The sequence below is a fragment of the Paenibacillus sp. FSL R7-0026 genome (assembly GCF_038004485.1).
In the GTDB taxonomy this organism is placed as follows: domain Bacteria; phylum Bacillota; class Bacilli; order Paenibacillales; family Paenibacillaceae; genus Paenibacillus; species Paenibacillus xylanexedens_A.
The window spans coordinates 1,478,822-1,504,337 of record NZ_JBBORG010000001.1 but is presented as its reverse complement, the minus strand read 5'-3'; the positions used below and the strand labels follow the sequence as shown (position 1 = coordinate 1,504,337).

The following is a 25,516-nucleotide window of genomic DNA, read 5'->3' as shown; positions in this document are numbered from 1 at the left end:
CACATTTGTGATATCAGATGTCAACAAAGTATCGCATGCATGTTCCTTACCCTTGTTTGCTTTGCACCTCATCCAACCGTACAACACGTGTATGTTGAGTGTGGCTCCACTGTTTGTTGTTCTGCGTAAAGAAAGCGTAGAACGTAATCGGGTACCAAGACAGCAGGTAGATCGGGAACAAAATCAGATATAGATAAACTTTGGCAAAGGTAACCTTCTCCAGCGCCATGGACAACAGGAACGTCAGAATGTTCAAACCAATAGCCACGAACCCAACCCATAACGGGAAGTATCCATAAATATTAGCAATGTGCGGACCACTGAATATAGCCATGTCTACCCACATCACAGCCGTCATCAGGAACGTAAGCAACACCACATAGACATTGGCTCCGTAGATAGCAAGGTCAAATTTCACCAGGCTTCTTTCCTTAATGGACTGCCATAGCAACGGGAAGAAGTATCTACGCGCAACTGTAAAGTGACCTTGCATCCAGCGCAGACGTTGTCTCGCTGAAGCTTTGAATGTTAATGGCTTCTCATCAAATACTTTGGCGTCATAGTTGAAAACAGGATACACATTACGTTGCACACTGCGCATCGTAAACTCCAGATCCTCAACCAGACTTGTTGCACCCCAACCAATTTCCTTCAACAGGTTGGTCTCAAAGCACATTCCGGTTCCTCCGAGGAAATTCGCCATATTCAGGTTATGACGAGACAACTGCCACAGACGGTTAATGTACCAGTAAGAAACACCGTAAGCTGCAGTAATCCAGGAATCCTCCGGATTTTTCGTATCAATGTATCCTTGGATAACACGCGAACCATTGTTCAAGTCATCATTCATCTCAAGCAAGAAGTTACGGTCAACCAGGTTATCCGCGTCAAACATAACAACTGCGTCATACTGACGTGGCAATTTCCACAAGTACTTAAGCATCCATTCGATGGCGTACCCTTTACCTCTTAAATCGGCATTGGTACGTACACAGGCGTTTAATCCATGCTCTCTGACAATTTGAGCCGTTCCATCCGTACAGTTGTCACAGATGACAAACACATCGTACAGATCTTCCGGATAATCAAGTTGTTTCAAGTTCTCCATCAAGGCACCAATGACTTGTTCCTCATTGTGTGCTGCGACGAGTACAGCGAATGATTTTGTCGCCGGATAATGTTTCTTTTTCTTTTTCTTAATCAGACCGAACAGCGAAAACGTGAATTGGTACACGGCTAGCAGTGCCAGAATGACCTGCATCGTGACGAATATAGCGTCCAACATCGTTCTCTGTTACCCCCTTTTTTTCAAAACCCAGTTTACTCAAGCATTTCTCTTCCTGATTCTGCAATTTATTTTTTTTTGATCTGCAGAATATGACCCTGTTCTTTTGTGTACTACGTGAATATATCAGGCAATGTTTCAAAGCTTGGTTGCTATCAGTTGGCTGCTTTATCGATTCTGTATCCTTTTCAGTCATTTGTCAAAACCCCAATTCCACTTTTTGAAGCAGAAATGTGATCTTTAAACGCTGAATAGACACTTCGTGATACCACAACCTCGCATTCATGCCTGTTATATCTTATTTTCAGCCGTTTACTTGATTTTTATTTCTAAAGTCCCTGCTTTTTTCATCAGCATGATAATCTTCGTCAGAGGCTCTATAACAAATAACGCAAACAGACCTCAAAAAGTTTGAAACAGAACTCACATTTTTTTACCTCATTTCAGCCATGTTGAATCATTGTATCTTTTTTGGCTGACCCAAGTCAAAAAGTTAAGATGGGTATATATCCACTCTTTAACATGAATTTCACGTTCTTTACATGGGTTCTTCTTGAAAAGGACAACATTTAAAAATATGATAAACATATACCTGAAATAACCTCAAGTTCATGAAAAACGGTTATATACTAATCAGGACGAAACCGGATGCAGAAAATCACCGGAAATAATGCCGCCATTATGGGCGGCCTGACTGGCAGGAGGCCAATATGAGCCGTTTATTCTTAAAGTTTCAAGATTATGATCGAAATGTTTTTATGTGGATCAACGGCCGACTTCATAATCGTTTTATGAATTTTTGGCTGTATTATTTCACCCATCTGGGTGGAGCAACTTCATCTATTGCAATATCGTTGTTAATCTGGCTGCTTGCTCCAGCTCCATGGAGCACAACAGGACTCCAGGCATGTATCGCCCTTGCGGTCAGCCACATCCCTGTAGCCATCGCGAAAAAATTGTATCCCCGCATTCGACCTTATCTGGCCTTGCCGGATACAATTACGTTCCGTAATCCCTTGACGGATCACTCGTTTCCTTCAGGGCACACAACTGCCATTTTTTCGGTCACAGTTCCCTTTATGACCACTGATCCGATCTTATTGCTAATATTGTTGCCTGTGGCCCTTATTGTCGGATTCTCTCGAATTTATCTGGGGTTACACTATCCTTCCGATGTTCTGGCGGGTGCCACAATAGGTACTTTAGTCGCACTTGCAACAGTTGCATTCTGGTCTTAAAGCCGATATGTTAGACTCAGAAAAACCTAGCAGGAACAGGTGAAGTAAGCGTGGAGAAAAAAAGAGTATTACTATTATCTGAAGGCTTTGGTACGGGTCATACTCAAGCCGCCTATGCACTGTCCAGCAATTTGCGAAAGCTCTCGCCAGACGTGCAGACAAAAGTGCTTGAACTGGGAAGTTTCTTAAATCCAAAGGTTGCACCTCTGATTATAACAGCATACAAAAAAACGGTTACCAACCAACCCAAACTTTTCGGATACGTATACAGACACCAATATAAAAAATCATTGAACAGGCTGACCACACTGGCGTTGCATAAACTGTTCTATACACACACACGCAGCGTTGTGCGCCAGTTACGTCCCGATGCGATCGTCTGTACACATCCGATTCCAAGTGCTGTCATATCCAGACTGAAGCGTCTGGGTGTACAGGTTCCTCTATGCACAGTCATCACCGACTATGATGCACATGGGACGTGGATTAACCGTGAAGTAGACCTTTATCTGGTTTCTTCAGATGAGGTTAAGTCCAAACTAATGCTACGAGGCGTACCTGCAGACAACATTCGAGTCACGGGCATTCCGGTGCATCCAAATTTCTGGGAGCATCCCGGGCGAGAAGAGATCCGAAGCAGATTTAACCTCAAGAACATGCCTACTGTACTGGTGATGGGCGGCGGTTGGGGAATGCTCAGCGACAAGCTGGTCCATCCGCTGCTGACACGCTGGCATGAAGATATTCAGATCATTTTTTGTCTGGGTCGCAATGATAAAGTACGGATCAGCATGGAACAGAACCCCATGTATCGCAAAGAAAACATTCACATTATGGGATACACCAACGAAGTGGACAAATTAATGGAAGTATCCGACCTTCTGATTACCAAACCTGGGGGAATGACATGCAGTGAAGGCTTGGCCAAAGGAATTCCCATGTTGTTCCACAACCCTATACCTGGTCAGGAAGAAGAAAACGTCCATTATTTTACGGCAAGAGGGTTGGGAGAACCCATAACTTCGCCCGACGTAGTGGTTAAATGGATGAACAAGCTGTTGCATCACTACCCGGATGTTGTACGTAAACGCAAACGTCATCTGGCGGAAATCGCCAAGGTTCATCCAATGCAGAGCGCTCAAAGTATTATCGATCTGCTGGAGGACGTTCGTCCTTCATCCGCAGAAGAGGCCCGTTTATGAATTTATCCGAATAAGGTATTACTTCCTGTATTCTTCGTCCAATCATGCCTCTAACCAACGGCTTCAAACAAGCCTGCAACCACATTGAAAAGGTGCCTTCGGATTTGAAGGCACCTTTTCTTTATGAAGGAAAGTACAAACTATTGAATGCCTGCTGACTTCAAGTACTCCTGCCACTGCTTGGTGTATTCTGCCTGAATTTTTTCCAATCCCGCTTGTTTAGCCTTCTCCATAAATGTGTTCAATCCAGCCTCTACGTCTGCCACCAAACCTACATTAAGCGGATACAGATATTGTTTTTCCACTTGCTCCAATGCAGCCTTCTCAGCTTGGTACGGTGTCCAGTCTTCAGCAAATCCGGTATAAATATCCGGCTTCTTGATTTTGTCGAGATCTTCAAACATGGTCAGGACATCATCAAAGGTTTTGTCATAGAGCATGAATTCCGGATTGCGCCAAGCCCAGCCATTCATGCCCTCACGCGGGAAGCCGTTTGTTTGTGCATCTCCGACCATTTTGTAGTATCCATTATCTACCTCGAAGTTTTTGCCCTCAACGCCGTATTCAGTCAACCAGTTATATCGTTTGTCTGTCACAAGTTTCTCATAAAATGCCAATGCTTTTTCCGGGTTTTTACTGCTACGCGGAATCGCAAAACCATTGTGGATCGGGTGAACCGGTTGTGCAAACCCTTTCGCATTCGGGTACGGGAAATAAGCCAGTTTCCAATCTGGATGAGTAGACTGCACCTTGATGACATCTGCATTAAATTTGTTCGGGTTCTCCCCGGACAGAACAACAGCTGCTTTTCCATTTTGCAGCAATGAGTTGGAAGTATCCTTTACATTCAGTACGTTTTTCGGGAAAAAGCCTTTATCCATCCAACGTTTGTATGTTTTCAGGTCTTCCAGGTGTTGCGCCGATCCCCAGTAGGACGTCACAGTTGTTGGTGTGTCATACATAATATCCAGTCCATATGGAAGTTGACCTGCTGTATTAACCAGCTTGGATGTCAATTGACGAATACCATGGGTATGGTTGGCATTGCTATCCGCAATCGGAATCATATTGGGTTCGTTAGCTTTGATGCCCTCCAGATACGCTTCGAGCGTCTCCAAGGATTCCGGTTTCGGAAGATTGTACTTCTCGCGCAAGTCCTCACGGTACGCAATTCCCTCGGTTACATACTCAATCCAAGTGGATGGAACAGTATAGATTTTGTCATTGATTTTGACAGCATTCCACATGTCATCAGGTACATGAGCTTTCAGCGTCGGCGCTGCTGTAGGCAGCATTTCATCCAGTGGCAGGAACGCACCCTTCTTGGCATAGGACTGATAGAATGTCCAATCCGCTGTGAAGATCAGATCGATCGGCTGCCCGGAAGAGAGCAACAGTTTATATTTTTGATCCCAGTCGGTCCATGAGGTGTAGTTGAATTTCACATTGACGTTCAGATCAGCCTCAGCCAGCTTATTGATCTCGGATTCAATAACAGGCAGATCTTTCGGAGCATCCCCAAGCATGTAAAATTGAAGCGTGACTTTTTCGCCTTTGTTCCCGGATGTTCCTCCCTGCTCACTTCCTTGCGTCGATCCCCCCGAACCGTTATTACATGCGGCTAGTACACCGGCGAACAACATCAGGGCAAGTACCAGAGACAGGTGCCGAATTGTTTTGTTACGCATACGCATCCTCCCTTTTTGTGGTGAACCTTTATATGTTAGCGCAGACTCGCCATGCTTCAGACCGGGTATGATGTCAATGGCCTGACACCCACAGCGTGTTCACGTTCTAACCTTTCACTGCACCAATGGTGAGCCCTTTGACAAAATAACGTTGTACAAACGGATACAGGAACAAAATAGGTCCCGTTACAACGATAGCCATCGCCATCTTGGTTGATTCGGTAGGCACATCCTGACTGAGTGTGATCCCTGTGCCAATCGCCATCTGATCAATGAATGTAATCGTGTTCATCGTGTTGTAGAGATAAAATTGCAGTTGGTACATATCCGGGTTGTTAATGAAGAGGGATGAGGTAAACCAGTCATTCCAGTAACCCAGTGCCAGAAACAGACCTACGGTTGCGATACCAGGCATGGCCAGTTTTAACACAATGCTGAAATAGATGCGGAAGTCATTCGCTCCATCAATTTTGGCGGACTCAATCAATTCATCCGGCACTGCCGAGCGAATGAAATTTTTCATCAGGATAATGAGGAATGGTGTCATCAACCCCGGGAAAATCAGTACGGTATACGTATCTGTGAGATTGAAGTAGTTCGCCAGCATAATGTACCAAGGCACAAGTCCCCCACCAAACAGGGTTGTGAAGTAGATAAAAAACGAGAACGTGTTCCGATATTTAAAATCCTTACGCTGGAGCACAAATCCGGCCATCGTGATGAGAAACAGCCCTAGCGTAGTCCCCACCACCGTTGTAAAGACCGTTACCCCATAAGCCTTGAGTACCTGAGTCGGGAATTTGAACACCATTTTGTAACCTTCCAGGGAAAAGTCCGTTGGAAAGAGGTGATAACCATCCCTCACAATGGACTCGTTGCTGCTGAATGAACCGGATAGAATCAGCAGAAACGGTAGCAAGCACATGATTGATAAAATGATGATGAAGCTGTAGGAAATCAGTTGAAACATGAAAGTGAATTCCGAATCTCTGAGACGCGTATTCGTACGAGTGTGAGTATTCATTGGCGTGTTCATGATTGTTCTCCCTCCTGCCCTGCGGGCGTTCTAGAACAAGGCGTAGTCCTCATTTACTTTGCGGATAATATAGTTGACGGTCATGATCAAAATGAATCCAAACAAGGACTGATACAGACCAGCAGCCGTTGCCATCCCGATATCAAACGTGACTTTCAGTGAACGATACACATACGTATCAATAATATCTGTAGCATTGTACAGCACCCCGTTGTTACCGATCAGTTGATAGAACAGGTCAAACTGCCCCTTCATAATGCTGCCGAGTGAGAACAACAACAGGATGACAAAGGTTGGCTTCAGCATTGGTACCGTAATGTACCAGATCCGCTGAAAAATATTGGCTCCGTCGATTCGGGCAGCCTCATAATACTCGTCACTGATCCCCGTTATGGCAGCCAGATAGATGACCATGCTGTATCCAAGATTTTTCCACAGATAAAAGATGATGATCAGGAACACCCAGATCCAGGGTGTGTTATAAATGTCGACCGGGCCGGCCTCAAAACGTTTGAGCACCGTGTTCACAAAACCCGACTCGTAGTTAAACATGTTGTAAGCGATTACACTTAATAGTACAAATGAGATGAAATACGGCAAGAACATGACGGATTGCGTGATTTTTTTGAATAACCTGCCCCGGATCTCGCTAAGCATGATCGCACAGAAGATCGCCAGACCGTTTCCTAATATAATGAAGGCGAGATTATAACCCACAGTGTTGGTTGTGAGCTTCAGCAGCATTCCGGATTGCCACAGGAACTTAAAGTTCTCCAGACCGACAAATGGACTGCCAAATAATCCGCCTTCAAAATCATACCGGGTGAACGCATAATAGATGCCGACCATCGGAAAATACGAGTTAATCAGAAAAAAGATCAGCGTGGGCAACAGCATCAGAAACATGATTTTGTTTTTGTTCAATTCTTTGAGCATGGCTCGATCCCTCCCGAATTTCTTGCGGTGCTGCGTGGTGGAGCTCTCTTTTTATTGTAGATGCTCTCTTCACTCACGGATACTGAAGCTTCCCATCAGAAAATGAACGATTCTGCGAAATGAACTATGAACAAAATGAACGAACCATGAAATGAACAGACATCCACACACATCCGTTCACAAATGTTGATATCGTGCATAGGCTACACCTAGTGAACAATCCAGCGAAAGTTGAACTTTATGTAGAGAAAACAGGCAAAATGGCCTGTCCAGCATTGATGTAAACGCATACATAATATATAATTCAAATTACTCTTGTTCTTCTGCTCATCCATATATGAAGCCTCACGTATGTATATGAAATTCTATGTTGTTCACCCAAAATAGGAGGTCTGAGGGGGAAGAAGAATGCGTAAACGTTCAGAGGACAGTCAGAAGGTTTTCACACGGATTCTGATCGGCATTATTATCAGTACCGTCGCTACCTTACTTGTGGCTTCTTCTATTTTGTACGTCAACTATAATCGGATTGCTCTTCGCCAGGTGTATCGTACAGATATGAACAGTCTTACTCAAACCAGCCGTGAAGTGGCCAAAATGACCGAGACTGCAAAATCATTGTCATATCAGATTTATCAAGACTACACCATCTCTTCATTACTGCTCTATTCCAAACCAAATATCTATGAGATCACATCGGCGATGGAGCAGCTAGACAACTACCGTATGTCCCTTCCCTTTATCGAATCCATCTATGTATATAACTCCAAAAGTAATGAATTCTTTATCAGTTCCAACGTGCGCAATGGGCAGCAGTCCATCTCGGAGATCGATGATCAGGGGATTACAAGCATCCTCCAACGCTTCCATGACTATAAACCATTTGTCCCCATCCCGCGTACATATCAGGTCGGCTCTACCGAAGCAACAGAGGTTAACAGCTACACCTATCTCTGTTATGACACGATTAATGATAACGCGAAGCTAAACTATGCTGTCATCGTTAATATCAAGGATGATTGGCTCAGTCCCAATATGAATGCTGTGGATCAACCAGGCAAAACCTTTATCGTGAATGAGAATGGAGACCTTTTATCTGACTTCGGCGACCGTGCATTGATGAAAAATCTCTCCAGCGAAGCTTTTATGAAGCCAATTATGCAGGATAAGGAGCAGTCAGCTTACTTTACCGAGAAGGTCGACGGAGAAAAATCTCTCATCACCTATACCGCTCCCGATGACTTGGGTTGGCGTTATGTGAGAATAACACCTTATGATCTGATTACCTCAGATATACGGAGTATGCGCACACATACCGTTCTGTTTTGTGTTGGACTTCTCTTCGCAGGGTTACTGCTCTCTTACCTTGTGTCCCGCAAACTATATCACCCTATTGATAAGGTACTTGTTCGTTTACGTGTGATGGAAGCAGAGCGACGTGGCAGTCTTCATTTGTTACGGCAGGATTTTCTACGAGGGGCCCTACAGGGCCGCGAAACAGTAACTGGAGGTATGCTGGAAGAACGGATGAAGTTCTACGGCTCCTCCATTGATGTTCACCGTGCATCCAGACTGGTATTGCTGCGTATTGACCATTTTACCGAATTCAGCGAAACGTATCGTGATGAGACCCAGCTTGTAAAATACGCCATGATGAACATCTGCACCGAGACAGCTGATCTCCACTACAATGCGGAAGCTGTGGACATGGGCGGTGATCTGATCACACTCATCTTCAATGAGAAAGCGGAAAGCCATGAACTTGGGCAACCTGCTCATAACCGGATCGAAGAGCTGCTACGTATGATGCAGGCAGCTGTAATGACCCATCTGAAATGCTCCATCTCCTGTACGATCGGCACGAAAGAAGATTCATTGGAAGACAGTATTGCATCCTACACCAGATCAGCCGAAGCCTCACTGCATCGTTTGTTCATGGGACCGGGCTGTCTGATCTATACCGCTGACATCATGGCTTATCACGCCAAGGAGTACGCATTCCCAGCAGGTAAGGAAAGACAACTTGTCGATCATCTAATGACAGGCAAGACGCGAGAAGCAAAACAAGTCTATGCAGATATCGTCGGCGAGACAGCCGCATATCCATTTACCGTCTTCCAGCTAGCCTTATCCCATCTGACGATGACACTGAACCATGTACGAAATACCCTCAAGAAGAATAATCAACTCACGCTTGATTCAGTCTCGGATGGTCTAATGCTGCCTGTCAAAGACGCGGAAGACATCAGTGAAGTACATGAACACTTCTATCGAATGTTTGATGAGCTTGGTTCCAAAGTCGAGGAGAAACGTACACTGAAGCACGAAGAGTTGATTCGTAAAATCAATGGCATTATTGAACGGGACTATGCGGACCCCAATCTATGTCTAACTTCTATCGCAGACGAGTTGGGCATGTCGCCCATCTATGTAAGCAGGCTCTACAAACAACTCACCCTGAAAGGGCTCACGGACGTGATTAACGAAACCCGCATAGCCAAGGCCCAGCATCTGCTGGTGGAGACGGAGAACTCCGTTGCCGACATTGCCGAGAGAACCGGATTCACCAACAGTTCATACTTCTATCGCATGTTCAAAAAGTTCAACGGGGTTACACCAAACGACTATCGCCGCAAAGAGTTTCATTCAGAGAACTTTTGAAATCATCCCAGACTTGAGTTTATGGAGTATAGCACATGGATTGTTAATGCAAAAAAAGAGCGACCTATGAGAATGAATCATTCACCTCATGTGTCGCTCTTCTTTAATGAGTATAAGTTAGATTTCGATTTATTCGTGTTCCTGATCTTCGCCAGACTCATCCGAAGCTTCACGAACTTTATACTTGTCCAGACGTGTCTGCTGATACTCACGCAAGGCCTCTTCACCAACAATCACTTCAACCCGGTGAATGTTCATACCTTTACCCATGAATTTCTGCTCGTACTCCGTCATCACATGTTCTTCATTCAAACCATCACGATGAAGATTCAAAGAAATATTGGTCATTTGCAGGCCGAAGTCGGCAATGGCGTTGAGTGAGAAATCAAACAGCGTCTCCGAATCGGTTTTGAAATGAATCTGACCTTTGGGATTAAGCAATTCCGTGTATTTCTTCAGGAAGCGCGGGTGCGTCAAACGACGACGTGCATGTTTTGCTTTTGGCCAAGGATCACTGAAGTTCAAATAAATGCGTTCCAGTTCTTTCGGTTCAAAAACTTCCTCGATCTGTTCGATATTCGCCAGCGCCAGCTTCAGGTTAGGGGGTGTCTCCACATCAGCCTGACTCCACGCATTACGAGCTTTCTCACTGGCACGACGCACCAGTTCATCATACATATCAATACCGATGAAATTAAATTCCGGATATTTATAACTCATTTGGCTGATAAATTGACCTTTACCCATACCAAATTCCACGAAGATCGGATGGTCATTGCCAAACAGTTCAGACCATTTTCCTTTATGTTGCTTCGGGTCCAGTACAACAAGATCAACTTGTTGCTCCAGATTTTCTCTTATCCCTTTTCTGCCACGTAAACGCATTTTATTCCTCCGTTTGTCCCATACTTGTCTCAGACTTATTTTGCCGAAGAACTGGCAAATTGTAAAGAGCAATGAAAAGGGAATCTTCGGATCTGCCACTTTGGGCAAATCTCAAAGATTCCCTCTTCGATTTATTTGGAATTGGGGTCCAACTACTTTAGTAGTTCATAGTCTACCTTATCTTGGTGTGAAAAATCAAATGTCTTTTCGAAAGCATCGCGAACTTTTTGTCTTGCAGCCGCTTTCACTTTCGGATTTCCATTAAAACGAACACCTGTTAAAGCCAGTGCTTCTTCTGCCGTCAATTCAACAGACACATGATTCAATTCATTGTTTTTAACTTGGGAATTCATTCATATCACCTCACGGTATAGTATGGTCCATGACGTCAACGTTGATTCAAATGCTATGATGAATAATACCCATTAGATGGTGTCTGACGCTGATTTAAATATAACATAAGGTGTAAACTATAGCAAGGAGAAAACCTTGATTTTACGGCCTATTTTTGCGTTTCGATTCCCTTTTTTTTGAGTTTTTTGATACAATAATAAAAGTTCATGAAGACACCTATAATCGCTATCCATCGTCTATGATGGAAATCGCATAGCGCTTCTTCTTTTGTTCACGTATGATTACGGTAATTCGACAGCCAAAGGAGTACCCTGAAGATGAATGCACCTGCATTACAGTCCCCTCTCCTGTGGGGAGATAAACGATTCCATACCTGGAATTATGAGATGCGAGACCAATTTAACAATAAGGTTTTCAAAGTGATGCTGGATGCTGGATTCACCTGTCCCAACCGCGACGGTTCCATTGCCAAAGGTGGTTGCACCTTCTGCAGTGCGCGTGGATCAGGCGATTTTGCTGGCAGCAGACGTGAAGATCTAGTCACCCAATTTAATACAATTCGAGATAAACAGCACCTCAAGTGGCCTACAGCCCATTATATTGGCTACTTCCAAGCCTATACGAACACATATGCTCCGGTTGAGGAGCTGCGCGAATATTTTGAAGAAATTCTTGAGCAACCCGGTGTTGTTGGTTTGTCCATCGCCACTCGCCCGGATTGTTTGCCAGATGACGTTGTTGATTATTTGGCTGAACTGAACGAACGCACCTATCTGTGGGTTGAGATGGGGCTTCAAACGATCCATGATTCCACATCAACATTGATTAATCGCGCGCACGACACGAAGTGTTACGAAGAAGCGGTTGAGAAACTGCGCAAACGGAATATACGAGTGTGTACACATATCATATATGGTCTGCCTCAAGAGACACATGAGATGATGCTGGACACTGGACGGGCAGTTGCCAATATGGATGTACAGGGAATCAAGATTCACCTGTTACATCTCATGCGCAAAACACCAATGGTGAAGCAATACGAAGCTGGTCTTTTACGTTTTCTGGATCAGGACGAGTATATCAAGCTGATCGTAGATACACTGGAGATGCTTCCACCGGAAATGATCGTACACCGTCTTACAGGCGACGCACCGCGTGATCTGTTGATTGGACCGATGTGGTCCATGAACAAATGGGAAGTATTGAACTCCATTGATCGTGAGCTGCGAGAGCGGGATTCATGGCAAGGTAAGTATTGGAGGCGAGCATAGATGGGCTTTCTTTCGGTTCTCAGCTGTGCACATCAGTGGATTGCTTCCCGTCTGCAGCCAGGTGATCTGGCCATAGATGCAACGGTGGGTACAGGAGCAGACACACTATTTTTGGCACAACAAGTAGGCAGGCGTGGTCAAGTCATTGGATTCGATATTCAAAGTGAAGCCCTCACGCTGGCACAGGCCCGGATTCGAAAACAAACCGATGAAGCCAAGCTTGGCTCCATCTCCATGCTTCAACTCAGCCATGATCGAATGGCAGAAGCGGTGCCTGAGTCATGGCTTGCTGCGGTTGGTGCAGTTATGTTCAACTTGGGGTACCTGCCTTCAGAAAGTGCAGATTCCTCCATCATCACCGAGACAGACAGCACAATCGCTGCACTCGAAGCCGCACTCGCTTTATTACGTCCTCGCGGCATCATTACGGTTGTGCTCTACCCTGGTCATGACGGAGGGGCACAGGAAGCAGAAGCTGTATTGGACTGGTCCTCTGCCCTTCCGGTGGAACAGGCACAGGTTGTGATGTATCGCCAATTGCAGCGAGAAACTTCTCCTTTTCTGATCGGAATCGAGAAAAAATAATTTCCTTTGTTCACCAAATACAATAAACTAGACACAATCGCAAGGTGAGCCATTACTGGCTTTCTCTTACTGCGATCTGTGTTCTACATCTACATATGCAAACGTATTCACTTGTTTGCTCATGGCGACTGCATGCCCATGACTGATTAAAGCGATCCACCATTTCATATACTAGAGGAGAGATTACTGATGTCTACGCCATACCCATTACAATTCCAACCTGAATTCAAAGAACGTGTGTGGGGCGGTCGTGCGCTGGAGCAATTCGGCCTTACGCCCCCTGAAGGACATATCGGAGAAGGATGGATGATTGCGGATCATCCAAACGGTACAACCAAGGTATTAAATGGATCACTTGCTGGCAAAGGTCTGGATGAAGTTCGTGAACAACTGGGCACCGAATGGCTTGGAACTAAAGGCGTCTCTGAAAAAGGCGGCCGTTTCCCACTTCTGATTAAGCTGCTTGACTGCAACGATGACCTGTCCGTTCAGGTTCATCCAACTGACGAGTATGAGGCACTTCCTCCTGGCGAGCTTGGCAAAACAGAAATGTGGTATGTACTCGACGCAAAACCGGGCGCACATATCATCTATGGCTTGAACGAAGGCGTTGATCGGGCAACATTAAAAGAAGCATTGGAAAACGGCACGGTGATGGATACCCTTCGTCAGGTACCTGTAGAAGCTGGTGATACGTTCTTTATCCCTGCTGGAACAGTGCATGCGCTCTGTGCAGGTGTGGTTGTCGCTGAGATTCAGCAAAACTCGGATACGACGTACCGGATCTACGATTACAATCGTCCAGGGCTGGATGGCAAACCACGTGAGTTGCATGTTGAAGACTCATTAAATGTCACCGCTTATGAGGGCGCAGGTGCCTCAACGATGAAAACAAATAACGTTACTCCTGGTGAATGGCTCAAGCTTGCGGAATGCCCTTATTTTGTAGTTGAAAAAGGTATTGTGAATAAACGTTGGGAACTCTCCACCAATCCTGACAGCTTCACGATTCTGGTTGTCTGTGAAGGAGAAGGAACTTTGGAGTGGGCACATGCTGAATCAGACAGCATTGAATTGAAAGCTGGACAATGTTATCTCTTGCCAGCCAATCTGGGTTCTTATACATTGAACGGGAATACCACTGTTCTTCGCTCTTATCTACCCTAAATTAAGCTTATATGTAACCTGTGAAGGAGGAATTACACGAGATGCAGGAATCTACCTTTGCCTTGGTCGCTAGTGAAGGTACCCGTATTCATGTGTACCGCTGGCTTCCCGATCCGGAATGCAACGTTAAAGGTGTCGTGCAAATTGCACACGGCATGGGCGAGACAGCAGCCCGATACGCCGAATTTGCCGACATCCTTACCCAAAATGGCTATGCGGTTTATGCCAATGACCATCGGGGTCATGGCAAAACTGTGGAGAATGCCAAGTTGCTTGGTAATGCTGGTATCGATGCCTTCCGCTGGATGGCGAGTGATATGATCAATCTGGGCGAAGTAGCCGCCAAAGAGAATCCTGGGGTGCCCCTGTTTCTAATGGGACACAGCATGGGCTCATTCTTGGTACAACATCTCATGTACGCTGGTCATGAGCAGTACCATGCCTTTATTTTATCCGGGACAAACGGCAGACGTGGTCTGCTCCGGTTTGGAGAGAAGCTCGCCTTTTTGCAATGCGGCATTCAGGGGGCTACTCATCCCAGCATGCTGCTCAACGCGATTGTGTTTGGTGGATTTAACCGCTCTTTCCGCCCCGCAACGACACCGTTTGATTGGTTGTCCCGGGACTCACAAGAGGTTCAGCGATTCATTGATGACCCCCTGTGCGGAGCCGTCTGTACAGCAGGCTTTTTCCGCGACTTCTTCAAATTGCTGCTTGAAGTCCATCTTCCACACAATATGGAGCGCATACCCAAACACAAACCCGTATACCTGTTCTCAGGTGAGAAGGACCCTGTCGGACTTCATGGCAAAGGCGTTCTTAATCTGGTCTCGCAGTATAAGAAGCTTCACCTGGAGAATATTGAGTATCGCCTGTATCCGGATGGACGCCATGAAATGCTGCATGAGATTAACCGAACAGAAGTAGCCCAGCACGTTGTGAGCTGGCTAGAGCGGAATACCCCTGGCTCGAATACACACCCTAGTCCGGTGAGCCCTACCGAGACGGCTGACTCTATATAATAGAGTCGGAGACAACATACCAAGAGCAAAAAGAAACCCCTGAATCGGATGTCAGCTCACGCTGCGCTCCAGTTCAGGGGTTTTCTTGTTAAGCGATATGAATAATAGCCATGATCAAACGTTATGGATTAACCTTCAATTAACAGGGATTCTGGGTCTTCAAGCAGTTCTTTCACGGTCACGAGGAAACGAACAGCCTCACTACCGTCAATAATCCGGTGATCGTAGGACAACGCAATGTACATCATTGGACGGTTCTCCATCCGCTCTGCATCAATCGCCACTGGACGAAGCTGGATCTTATGCATCCCCAGAATACCCACTTGAGGTGTATTCAGAATTGGCGTAGACAACAAGGAACCAAATGTTCCACCATTGGTGATGGTAAACGTTCCACCTTGCAGATCAGATAACGCCAGCGTGTTGGAACGAGCTTTGGATGCCAGGTCCGCAATGCTCTTCTCGATCTCGGCAAAGCCCAGACGATCTGCATCACGCACAACCGGTACAACCAGGCCTTCCTTCGCAGATACGGCGATGCCGATATCATAATACTTTTTGAGTACAACATCTTCGCCATCAATCTCTGCGTTAATTGTAGGGAATTTTTTCAGAGCCCCCACAACTGCTTTGGTGAAGAAGGACATGAAGCCCAGGTTGATCTCATGTTTCTCTTTGAACTTGTCCTTACGGCGTTTACGTACATCCATGATGGCAGTCATATCAACTTCATTAAACGTAGTCAACATGGCTGCTGTCTGCTGAGCCTCTACCAGACGTTTCGCAATGGTTGCACGACGGCGAGACATCCGCTGACGCTCCACTGGTTTGGTATAGGTAGAACTTCCAGCTGCCGGAGCACTTGGTGCGGCTGGAGCTTTACTCGCAGGTGGAGCAACAGGAGCAGGCGCCTGATTGTTATGGCTCTTCACATCATCCTGGTATACCCGTCCAATCGGATCTTTGCTCTGAACCTGATCCAACTCGATACCACGTTCACGTGCAAGCTTACGGGCAGACGGTGAAGCCGTCTTGGCACTATCGGATGACTCCGGTGCTGCCGCAACAGGTGCTGGTGGTGGTGTTGGAGCTTCAGATGCAGGAGTAACGGCCTTTTTCTCTTCAGCTGCTGGTTCGGAAGCGGGGGCACCGCTTCCTCCTCCAGAACCAGCTGAGAGTGTACCGATCGTTTCACCGATCTCTACCGTCTCTCCTTCCTGACGAATGATCTTCTCCAGCACGCCACTTTCTTCTGCGCTGATCTCAATATTTACTTTATCCGTTTCCAGTTCAAGAAGCACATCACCCTGATTAACGGTATCCCCTTCTTTAACCATCCATCTGGATACAGTTCCCTCAGTTATTGACTCACCCATTGCAGGTACTTTAATTTCACTCACAGCTGTTACCTCCCCAGTGGAATATTATTCTTCGTCGTCTGTTTCAACGCAGATGTAATAATCTGTTGCTGTTCCATACTATGCACAAGCTGATAACCGCTGGAAGGACTTGCGTGTTCCGGGCGACCTTCGTATCTAACGGTTGTGCCTTCAGGGGCAACTTCACGAAGACGAGGCTCCATGTATGTCCAGGCACCCATGTTTTTGTTTTCTTCCTGCACCCATACCAGTTCTTTTACATTGCTGAAACGTGCGAGTATACGTTTGATCTCTTCTGCCGGGAACGGATATAGCTGTTCCACTCGAATGATGTGAAGCCATGACCAATCTGCTTTATCTTTTTCAAAAGCATCTTCCAGGTCAATGGCAATCTTGCCACTGCACAAAATAATGCGCTCTACGCGATCCGGCTGTGTGCCCAGTCCGGCTTGCTCCAGAACAAGCTCAAACTTGCCTTCACTAAATTCGACTGCCGGTGAAGCAACACGCGGATTCCGAATGAGACTTTTTGGTGACATCATCACAAGTGGACGAGCATCTTCCGTTTCAGTCAACGAAGCTTGACGACGCAACAAGTGGAAATACTGAGATGCACTCGACAAGTTGGCAACCGTCATGTTGTCTTCTGCACAAAGCTGCAGGAAGCGTTCAAGACGAGCACTTGTATGCTCAGGTCCCTGACCCTCATTCGCATGTGGTAGCAACATGACCAGACTGGATTTTTGAGACCATTTGGCACGACCCGCTGATACAAACTGATCAAAGATAACCTGTGCACAGTTGGCAAAGTCACCGAATTGAGCTTCCCAGATGACCAGTGTATCGGGTGAATATACGTTATATCCGTATTCGAATCCAACAACGGATTCTTCAGACAACGGACTGTTATAGATTGCAAAGGATGCTCTTGCCTGTGGCAAGTGATGTAATGGGCAGAACTTTGCTCCATTCTCCGAATCGTGCAACACCAGATTCCGATGAGCGAATGTAGCACGCTCGGCATCCTGTCCACTAATCCGAATTGGCTTGCCATCTGCCAGAATGGTTGCAAATGCGAGTGTCTCCGCAAGGCTCCAATCCACTTTTTCCCCTTCGTTCAGGGAAGTGCTCCGGCGTTGCAAAATCCGCTGTAACTTCGGATACACGTTGAAGTTCTCAGGCCATTTCAGCAGATCGGCATTAATGCTGCGAAGATTCTCAAGCGGTACCGCAGTCGGAGTAATCGTAACAGCTTCCGGCTCACTGATTTTCCGCTGATAATATTCATGTACTTCATTTTTCTTCATCTGGTCATAAGCTTCTTTTAATTTGTTCGTTACTCCATCGCGAATGCTCGTAATGGATGCATCATCGATAATCGATTCCTCTTTCAACTGATCCTGATACAAGTGGCTTACCGTTGGATGGTTTTTCACCTTGTCATAAACGATAGGTTGAGTTGTTTCGGGATCATCGGTTTCGTTATGGCCGTAGCGACGATAACCGATCAAGTCGATCAGGAAATCTTTTTTGAAGCTATTGCGATACTCGGCTGCCATACGAATGGCTGCAATACAAGCATCTGGATTGTCCGCATTCACGTGTACAATCGGAATCTCGTACCCTTTAGCAAGGTCACTTGCATAGTACGTTGAACGGGAATCACCGCTATCTGTAGTGAAGCCCAGACGATTGTTGACGATAATATGGATGGTTCCGCCATTCTGATATCCTGGCAGAGCTTTGAAGTTAAGTGTCTCTGCAACGATCCCTTCGCCAGGGAATGCTGCATCACCATGCATCAAAATGGTAGCTGCCTTCGTTACGTCCTGCTTCGGATATCCAGGGTCACGACGGTCATCCTGAGCCGCACGTGCAAACCCTTGTACAACCGGATTAACGTATTCCAGATGGCTAGGGTTATTCGCCAGAGTAAGGCGTGCCTGTACAGTTTCCCCGTCTTTTACAAAACGGTTGGCACCCATATGATATTTGACATCCCCCGTCCAACCGTAGTTGATTCCAGTCGAACCTTCCGATGGAACCAAATCTTTGTTCGGAGCATGATGAAATTCAGAGAAAATTTTGCTGTACGGTTTGCCCAAAACATGAGCCAGTACATTTAACCGTCCACGGTGGGCCATACCCATCAGAATGTGGCTTGATCCGGCTTCTGCCATGATGCGAACAGCTTCATCCAACATCGGTACAAGCACATCGTTACCTTCGATGGAGAAACGTTTCTGCCCAACAAATGTTTTGTGAAGATAATCTTCAAATTGCTCAACTTCAACCAAACGTTCCAGCAAAGCCTTACGTTCTTTCGGCGTAAGTGGAGCCGGTGATGTCCGGGATTCCGCACGACGATTCAGCCACTCACGCTCTTGAACTTCGTGCACATGACTGAATTCGTAGGCCATAGGTCCAGTGTAAATTTGACGCAAGCGTTGGATTGCATCCCATCCGGTTGCTGTCTGCCCATCTGCACCTTCCCAGATCAGGGAAGCAGGTAAAGCTTTCAGATCTTCTTCGTTTAATTCAAAATGCTGAGGTTCCAGCAAAGATGTGTCTGTATCTTCACTGATTCCAAGCGGATCTATATCTGCAGCAAGATGACCATAGGTACGGATGTTCCATACCAGTTTACCCGCTGTAACCGCTTTCTGTAATAGTTGAATGTCTACGCTTCCGGAAGCCGATTGGGCATTGCCGGAATTCAAGGTTGTGCGTGCATCCCTGCCAGACATCGGCGGTGCACCCCATTGTTCAAATAGTTCACGATAGGCTGGTGTAACGGAACCAGGGTCTTGAGTGAATAATTCATATTGTTCCTGTACGTATCCCATATTGGGGCCATAGTAACTTTCCCAGGGCTTCTTGTTGCCTTCCACGATCGTCATCGACGTTCCCTCCGTCTTGATTTAGTCATAAGTTTTTGACGGAAATCATTGACTAAGCCGTAATTTGCGTTCGTTCAACATTTTAAGCTAAATTTTTCATGAAGTCCAATAATCGTGCTGTTGGTGGTAGTAACGTTAGTCCGACGCTCCCGTCAAGGTTTGTCTGCGTTTTCAAAATCAAAGTAAAACAATGATTGTATATACCGTCGCACAGATGTCGAATACTGTCCTGATCCGTTCGAAGGTTACACTTTCTCCTCTTCTTCAAGTGAAGTCCATGTTCTAATATCTATTCTATAAACTTTTACGCTCAGGAGCATTTCCTATTTTTAGTTCAATTGATGCATAAATTAGATGAATCGAATAAATCGGTCAATTTGGATAGAACAACGAACACTTATTTACAACAAAATAGGCATACGATCTCCCACTTTACCTCCTTAATTGAATTGTGGTCCATTATGTTCAAAAACAAACGTCAAGTTAAACATTAACCATTTGACGTCACATTCAACAAATAATTGGGGTTTTCTTCAAAAGACCAACAGTAAAAAGCTGGCCCAGACATGAATTATCCGAGCAGCTTCTTTGGATATAGCAAGTTTGAATTAACAATATAGTTGATGATGCGCATCAAGATGTCCTTAGACTAATCATATACTCTGCAAACGGCGTTAGGGAAAGATCTCTAACCTGCTTCAGTGTAAACCAGTCCGCGCCCAACGAATCTTCACCATCGGGTTCTTTTTTGATAAGATCCGGCTGACTGGCTGCGGTCAAAACAACATCATACAACATCCCGATATGGTGCAGCTCTTCCGGCTTACCTTGATACACCCATTCCAGTACCGTAGACTCCGCAGAACGAATCATCACTTGTAGTTGGGTCAGGCCCGTCTCTTCTTCAATCTCACGATGAAGAGCAGTCTCTGGCTGCTCACCAAATTCCAGCCTTCCGCCTGGTAAATCCCATTGCCCCTGATATGCTCCGCGAGCCTTACGAATCAACAGGAATTGGTCCTCCCAAGTAACCAAGCCATATACCCCAATATGTGTATGCCGATTCACTTAAGGGCTCTTCCTTTCGTTTTCATCCTCTGTAACAGCATCCAGATCTATGGCCATACGGATCATATCCACACAGCGGATACCGTCCTCTATAATCTCTTCCTCATAATGCCTCACAAAGAAGTCACGATCAACCCCGATAATGCGAAAACCGCAACGTTGGTATAACTTCAATTGATGAAAACTAGAGTTGCCTGTCCCAATCTCGAGAATCCGGCAGCCCAATCTACGTGCAGCTTCCATCGCTTCCTTAATCATGTGTTTGCCTACACCTTGTCCCTGCAGTTCTTCCTGTACGGCAATATTAACAATCTCCGCAGTCTCTGGACGAGTCTTCAACAATACGAACTCCCCAACCATCTCTCCTTCATACTCGGCAATAAAACAAACACCCCGACTCAGGTACTCATCCACAATTGCTTTTGAAGGATCAGCCATCAACAAAAGTTCGTAGGGTCTCTCTTCTTCCCAGTCCAAAATCCGGAACGACAATTTCATGCCAATCTCCACCTTTTCATCGTACAATATTCATTTACGTTCTGTTTGCAGAAGCCTATGTATGGCAAATCCACAAATATATCATTCTTCATTTCAACAAACTAGTTTACTAAATCTATTAATCACACACTATTACCCACAGACTAGTCATCTCCTATAAAAATAGTAAACTTCATTATATCATAATATTTGGATATAAATATATAGATATGGATGATACATTATGAGGCATTATTTTTATCCTAACCCAAGCTTAAATGCTCATGGATTAATTTCCATTCCCCATCAAGTGTAGCAACAAACACATTCGTTGCCCGACCCTTGCCATAAGCCAGCTCTCCCTGATAAATTCCCTTCCAGTGGTAGGTATAAATACAAACGGCCTGCTCTTTGCTAGTCGTAATCCACTTAACATCTTCAGCACGATACACTTCTTCCTTGACTGTCTCCCAAGCGTTCTCAAAATACGCCCGAATTTCGTTAGGGGTAGTACAGGACGTTCCCGTAAACCAATATACGGCTTGTGGCGATAACCATTTGCTTACTTCATCAAACTGATGTGTATTCGTCGCCGCAATGTAGCCTTGCAGGGCATGCTGATATCCCATGATTTTCCTCCTTCTGACGGTTTAACTTATCGGGTCCCACTCTGTTTAAGTACCGAATCGCTATACACCATAAATGTCTCTTGCAGTGTACGTCCGGATGACTTCTCCCAGATCACGCTCCGCTCAAAAGTACCTTTTTGGAAAAAACGCGGGAAACGTTCAGCAAACCAATCCTGCATAGGCAGCTCAAAAACCCGCTTCATAGGCACCCATAACAGTTCGCCTTCGGGCGGATCTTGCAATAACTGACCCTCGAATGAAGTCGCCAAATAGTTAAATACCATGTACCGCAATCCTTGTTCGGGATCACAGAACTCATCAAGCCCTTTATACGTAATCTCATTGACCGCTAGCCCCGTCTCCTCCAGTACCTCCCTCACGGCACCATCCACGATACTCTCCGGAAAGTCTACCTTCCCCCCAGGAGCAATGTATCCCGGAAATCCTTTGCGATCCGGCCGATTCATTAGCAACACCTGATCATTCATTTTGTCCCATACCATACACATCGTTAATATCTCTATTCTAGTATCCATATTCGTCCTCCTGCTAACGTGCGCTTCTCTGCTGTACACTAACATTTCTGGGAATAACCTGTGTTTTCCTTCTTTATTCCCACTCTGATTCATTGGTATTTTCACAGGTCTCACAGTATAGTCTATGATGATATATATGCATACGAAAGGCGGACGCCCTGTACACCTGTACATCAGAAGCCCGCCTGTTTTGTGATATTCTATGTTGCTCTTTCCTCAAGCCTGAAGTTTCCAGTTCTCAGTTCAATTCCGTAATCAACACCCGGCGTTCCTTCCATTCAGCCCGGCGATAAGCCTGTTGCATACCAAATTTGCGGATACTTGCCTTCGGCACTGATTTATAAGGCAAAACGATCGTAAAGTCCTCATCAAACGGGAAAAACGACAGGCCTACTTTTTCATTGGATAACCACTCTGCTTGAATAGGTTGTCTGGAACAGGCATCAAACGTACAACTGAGCCCTTCTGCAAAAAAATCATAACGCGCAGCAGGGGTTCCCGGTTCCTCCATACAGAGAAACAGACTGAGCTGATCACAGAAAAGCATGATCTCCACATCACTTTGCAGCCTCTGTTTCAGCGCTTCAGCATCACCACCAAGCTGTTTCTCCCAATCCAGCTGACGTTCGTGTTCTTGTTGCAGATAATCTCGGATGTCATCATCATCCTGAGCATTGGCCCCCAGATTTTTCTGAAATAGCTCGGTGTACATCAAGCTACACAATAATCCGGCGTAGAGGTTTTTCTGACGAACTTCTTCAATCCCTTTATGGTAGAATACAAAACGCGGACGCAATGGAAAGTCACGAAACGAATACGGCGATTGACTGTAATCATTCCAGAAGGGAGATGAATCCAGTTCAATCCAGCCACGGTCATGTTCCTTGGCCGCTAGAATCAATTCATCCCGATGCGCAGCATCGGATAATAATTCATTTTTCCAGTGGGAAGCCATCTCTCCGGCTACTAATCCATGCTCATGCTGTGCGGTCAAAACAAAATCATGCTCTCTCTCATATACGATCATGTGCTGTCACCCTTCCGCATGGTATACGTTGACTTTAACATAAATTGGGTTAAACTTTCCTAGTAAGTTGTTTTTCGCTCCATTTTGACGAAAGGCACAATGTAAAGGTGTTGTCAGTTTCCTGAAATTTGATACACTAAAGGTTGTGTCCACAATTATATTACATACAGAAAGCGGGATCTCATGAATTTATACTCTCCTTACATCGAGTTTAACCGCAAGGAATGGGCTGAACTTAAAGAACATCAGACCACTCTTCCACTGACGGAAGCCGAATTAGAACAGTTAAAGGGATTGAATGAAGAGGTATCGATTCAAGAAGTCGAAGATATATATTTGCCTCTTACCCACTTTATTGACCTATATGCAAGAGTTTCACGAGAACTGAATCAACTGACGGCCTCCTTTATGAAAAAAGAAGCCCTCCCCACCCCCTACATCATTGGAATCGGGGGTAGTGTTGCCGTGGGCAAAAGTACAGCGGCCCGCTTGCTACAGGCACTGCTCGCCAGAGGTAAGAATAGCCCGAAGGTTGACCTTGTCACAACCGACGGTTTCTTATATCCCAACGCCGTGCTGCAAGAGAAGGGCATCATGAACCGCAAGGGATTCCCGGAAAGTTATGATATCAAATCCCTGATTCAGTTCATGGGTGATGTAAAATCTGGCAAGCCCGAAGTGAAAGCACCCGTCTACTCTCACCTCGCCTACGATGTCATTCAAGGGGAAGAGAAGCAGATCTGTCAGCCGGATATTCTCATTATTGAAGGTATCAATGTACTTCAGATCAAAAAGGAAACGCCTTTGCTGGTTAGTGATTTCTTCGATTTTTCCATCTACATTGATGCGGAAGAAGAGCATATACGACACTGGTACGTTGAGCGTTTCAAGCTACTCCGCAATACAGCGTTCCAGAACACGGATTCCTTTTTCCATCAACGATTCGCCAATATCGATGAAGAAGAAACCGTGCGTACGGCCAACCAGATCTGGCAGGATATCAATGCCAAAAACCTGCATGAAAACATTTTGCCAACCAAAGGGCGTGCCAGACTGATTCTGAAAAAGGAAGCCGACCACTCCATTGGTCAGATTCAATTGCGCAAACTGTAGACAACACTCGTGCAGTACACTTTGATGTTATATCTAATTACCCTTAAAAGGAGAGAAAAACACATTGCAAACCCTGATTATACTCGGCAGTATTATGATGTTCCTGGCTGTTGCTTTGGGTGCTTTTGGCGCACACGCGCTCAAGCGCAAACTATCCGCTGACATGATCAAAATCTATGAAACCGGTGTTCAATATCACCTCATCCACGGACTTGGCATCATCCTGATCGGACTGCTGGCAGACCGTCTTGAATCCTCTTCACTCGTCATGCTTGCCGGATGGCTGATGTTCGCCGGGATCATCCTGTTCTCTGGCAGCCTGTACGTTTTAAGTGTAACGGGTGTTCGCAAATTGGGAGCCATTACCCCACTTGGCGGAGTCGCATTTTTGGCTGGATGGGTTATGATCATGATTGCTGCATTATAAATATGCCCTGTAGATAAACGAAAAGAGTGTTCTGGCTGATATAATATCGCTGGAGCACTCTTTTACTGTTTAATCTGTTTAATCTGTCCAAACTCTTCGAATGGTCGACAATCCTGCATCTGGTCGTTGTCTCTCCAGCACATACACATCCGGATTAGACAATTTGGTCCACTCTTCATAACCAAAGGATGGTTCATACTCACGAATAAGCAGTGATAACAAGTTCCCATGTGTAACCACGGCCCCGTGCTGTTCCGGTCTGCTCCACAACTCTTCCAGTAGTGCCAGCCCTCTTGCAGCCGCGCTTCTCGAAGATTCCCCGCCTTCTTCCACCCAATCCACATCATCGTATGTACGTTTCAGTACATCCATCCAGTTAGACAGATCAAGAGAGCTAAGTATCCTCTCCTGGAGACGTTCATCCGTATGTATATGTTGCAGCGTTGCTATGCCCAGTGGCATAGCCGTCTGAACAGCCCTTTTCCATGGACTGGAGACAATATACGTTATGGAATGATGAGCCAGGATATCTGCAAGTTTTTCGGCCTGCCTAATCCCTTCATCTGTAAGCTCTGCATGGGGTTCCTGCCCTGTGGCCTTGGCATGACGGATAAGGTAAATGGACTTCAT

General features: G+C 45.7%; 23 protein-coding genes. 9 read left to right on the top strand and 14 right to left on the bottom strand.

Going from position 1 to position 25,516, the window contains the following annotated elements; genetic code table 11:
* Positions 1-46: 46 nt before the first annotated feature.
* The gene (locus tag MKY44_RS06850; protein WP_036610177.1) at positions 47-1,285 is read right to left on the bottom strand and encodes a glycosyltransferase family 2 protein; all 1,239 of its coding nucleotides are present in this window, start codon (positions 1,283-1,285) and stop codon (positions 47-49) included.
* A 710-nt stretch (positions 1,286-1,995) separates the two neighbouring features.
* Between MKY44_RS06850 and MKY44_RS06845 the strand changes: the two genes are divergently transcribed.
* Positions 1,996-2,523, top strand: coding sequence for a phosphatase PAP2 family protein (locus MKY44_RS06845; RefSeq protein ID WP_017689668.1), 528 nt, complete (start codon positions 1,996-1,998; stop codon positions 2,521-2,523).
* A gap of 50 nt (positions 2,524-2,573) precedes the next feature.
* Positions 2,574-3,725, top strand: a complete 1,152-nt coding sequence (locus tag MKY44_RS06840; protein WP_341006557.1) for an MGDG synthase family glycosyltransferase — start codon at positions 2,574-2,576, stop codon at positions 3,723-3,725.
* A gap of 140 nt (positions 3,726-3,865) precedes the next feature.
* On the opposite strand, the gene MKY44_RS06835 is transcribed toward MKY44_RS06840, so the two are convergent.
* From MKY44_RS06835 to MKY44_RS06825, 3 genes are all read right to left on the bottom strand, one after another.
* A complete protein-coding gene (locus MKY44_RS06835; RefSeq protein WP_445670640.1) occupies positions 3,866-5,419 on the bottom strand; it encodes an ABC transporter substrate-binding protein in 1,554 nt (517 codons plus the stop codon).
* Positions 5,420-5,519: 100 nt separating this feature from the next.
* Positions 5,520-6,383 carry a carbohydrate ABC transporter permease gene (locus tag MKY44_RS06830; protein WP_370511436.1) on the bottom strand — a complete coding sequence of 288 codons (864 nt, stop codon included), beginning with the start codon at positions 6,381-6,383 and terminating at the stop codon, positions 5,520-5,522.
* A 96-nt stretch (positions 6,384-6,479) separates the two neighbouring features.
* Positions 6,480-7,385: an ABC transporter permease gene (locus MKY44_RS06825; RefSeq protein WP_017689672.1), complete on the bottom strand. Its 906-nt coding sequence runs from the start codon at positions 7,383-7,385 to the stop codon at positions 6,480-6,482.
* 408 nt (positions 7,386-7,793) lie between these two features.
* Here MKY44_RS06825 and MKY44_RS06820 point away from each other — a divergent pair, with 408 nt between their 5' ends.
* Positions 7,794-10,046: an AraC family transcriptional regulator gene (locus MKY44_RS06820; RefSeq protein ID WP_341006555.1), complete on the top strand. Its 2,253-nt coding sequence runs from the start codon at positions 7,794-7,796 to the stop codon at positions 10,044-10,046.
* A 129-nt stretch (positions 10,047-10,175) separates the two neighbouring features.
* On the opposite strand, the gene trmB is transcribed toward MKY44_RS06820, so the two are convergent.
* A complete protein-coding gene (trmB, locus tag MKY44_RS06815) occupies positions 10,176-10,931 on the bottom strand; it encodes a tRNA (guanosine(46)-N7)-methyltransferase TrmB (RefSeq protein ID WP_341006554.1) in 756 nt (251 codons plus the stop codon).
* A 152-nt stretch (positions 10,932-11,083) separates the two neighbouring features.
* A complete protein-coding gene (locus MKY44_RS06810) occupies positions 11,084-11,284 on the bottom strand; it encodes a hypothetical protein (RefSeq protein ID WP_036610190.1) in 201 nt (66 codons plus the stop codon).
* 318 nt (positions 11,285-11,602) lie between these two features.
* Here MKY44_RS06810 and MKY44_RS06805 point away from each other — a divergent pair, with 318 nt between their 5' ends.
* The 4 genes from MKY44_RS06805 to MKY44_RS06790 all read left to right on the top strand — a co-directional run bounded on the left by MKY44_RS06805 (position 11,603) and on the right by MKY44_RS06790 (position 15,330).
* Positions 11,603-12,556 (top strand): TIGR01212 family radical SAM protein, encoded by a 954-nt coding sequence (locus MKY44_RS06805; protein WP_036610193.1) that lies wholly within the window; start codon positions 11,603-11,605, stop codon positions 12,554-12,556.
* Positions 12,557-13,141 carry a class I SAM-dependent methyltransferase gene (locus MKY44_RS06800; protein WP_341006553.1) on the top strand — a complete coding sequence of 195 codons (585 nt, stop codon included), beginning with the start codon at positions 12,557-12,559 and terminating at the stop codon, positions 13,139-13,141.
* 189 nt (positions 13,142-13,330) lie between these two features.
* On the top strand, positions 13,331-14,308 hold the full coding sequence (locus tag MKY44_RS06795) for a type I phosphomannose isomerase catalytic subunit (RefSeq protein ID WP_341006552.1): 978 nt from the start codon (positions 13,331-13,333) through the stop codon (positions 14,306-14,308).
* 41 nt (positions 14,309-14,349) lie between these two features.
* Positions 14,350-15,330 (top strand): alpha/beta fold hydrolase, encoded by a 981-nt coding sequence (locus MKY44_RS06790; RefSeq protein ID WP_341006551.1) that lies wholly within the window; start codon positions 14,350-14,352, stop codon positions 15,328-15,330.
* A 128-nt stretch (positions 15,331-15,458) separates the two neighbouring features.
* On the opposite strand, the gene odhB is transcribed toward MKY44_RS06790, so the two are convergent.
* From odhB to MKY44_RS06755, 7 genes are all read right to left on the bottom strand, one after another.
* Entirely contained in the window at positions 15,459-16,730 is a 1,272-nt protein-coding gene (gene odhB / locus MKY44_RS06785; RefSeq protein WP_341006550.1) for a 2-oxoglutarate dehydrogenase complex dihydrolipoyllysine-residue succinyltransferase, read from the bottom strand.
* 5 nt (positions 16,731-16,735) lie between these two features.
* On the bottom strand, positions 16,736-19,609 hold the full coding sequence (locus MKY44_RS06780) for a 2-oxoglutarate dehydrogenase E1 component (protein ID WP_341006549.1): 2,874 nt from the start codon (positions 19,607-19,609) through the stop codon (positions 16,736-16,738).
* A 633-nt stretch (positions 19,610-20,242) separates the two neighbouring features.
* Entirely contained in the window at positions 20,243-20,677 is a 435-nt protein-coding gene (locus tag MKY44_RS06775; RefSeq protein WP_341006548.1) for an NUDIX domain-containing protein, read from the bottom strand.
* Positions 20,678-21,175 (bottom strand): GNAT family N-acetyltransferase, encoded by a 498-nt coding sequence (locus MKY44_RS06770; protein ID WP_036610208.1) that lies wholly within the window; start codon positions 21,173-21,175, stop codon positions 20,678-20,680. It lies immediately after the preceding gene.
* Between the two features lie 242 nt (positions 21,176-21,417).
* On the bottom strand, positions 21,418-21,783 hold the full coding sequence (locus MKY44_RS06765; protein WP_339188673.1) for a YybH family protein: 366 nt from the start codon (positions 21,781-21,783) through the stop codon (positions 21,418-21,420).
* A gap of 26 nt (positions 21,784-21,809) precedes the next feature.
* On the bottom strand, positions 21,810-22,319 hold the full coding sequence (locus MKY44_RS06760; protein ID WP_341006547.1) for an 8-oxo-dGTP diphosphatase: 510 nt from the start codon (positions 22,317-22,319) through the stop codon (positions 21,810-21,812).
* Between the two features lie 238 nt (positions 22,320-22,557).
* The gene (locus tag MKY44_RS06755; RefSeq protein ID WP_036610214.1) at positions 22,558-23,346 is read right to left on the bottom strand and encodes a DUF3891 family protein; all 789 of its coding nucleotides are present in this window, start codon (positions 23,344-23,346) and stop codon (positions 22,558-22,560) included.
* Between the two features lie 183 nt (positions 23,347-23,529).
* Here MKY44_RS06755 and coaA point away from each other — a divergent pair, with 183 nt between their 5' ends.
* Positions 23,530-24,459 (top strand): type I pantothenate kinase, encoded by a 930-nt coding sequence (coaA, locus tag MKY44_RS06750; RefSeq protein WP_036610217.1) that lies wholly within the window; start codon positions 23,530-23,532, stop codon positions 24,457-24,459.
* A gap of 64 nt (positions 24,460-24,523) precedes the next feature.
* Positions 24,524-24,886 (top strand): DUF423 domain-containing protein, encoded by a 363-nt coding sequence (locus tag MKY44_RS06745; protein ID WP_076252477.1) that lies wholly within the window; start codon positions 24,524-24,526, stop codon positions 24,884-24,886.
* A gap of 78 nt (positions 24,887-24,964) precedes the next feature.
* On the opposite strand, the gene MKY44_RS06740 is transcribed toward MKY44_RS06745, so the two are convergent.
* Positions 24,965-25,516, bottom strand: coding sequence for a histidine phosphatase family protein (locus tag MKY44_RS06740; RefSeq protein WP_341006546.1), 552 nt, complete (start codon positions 25,514-25,516; stop codon positions 24,965-24,967).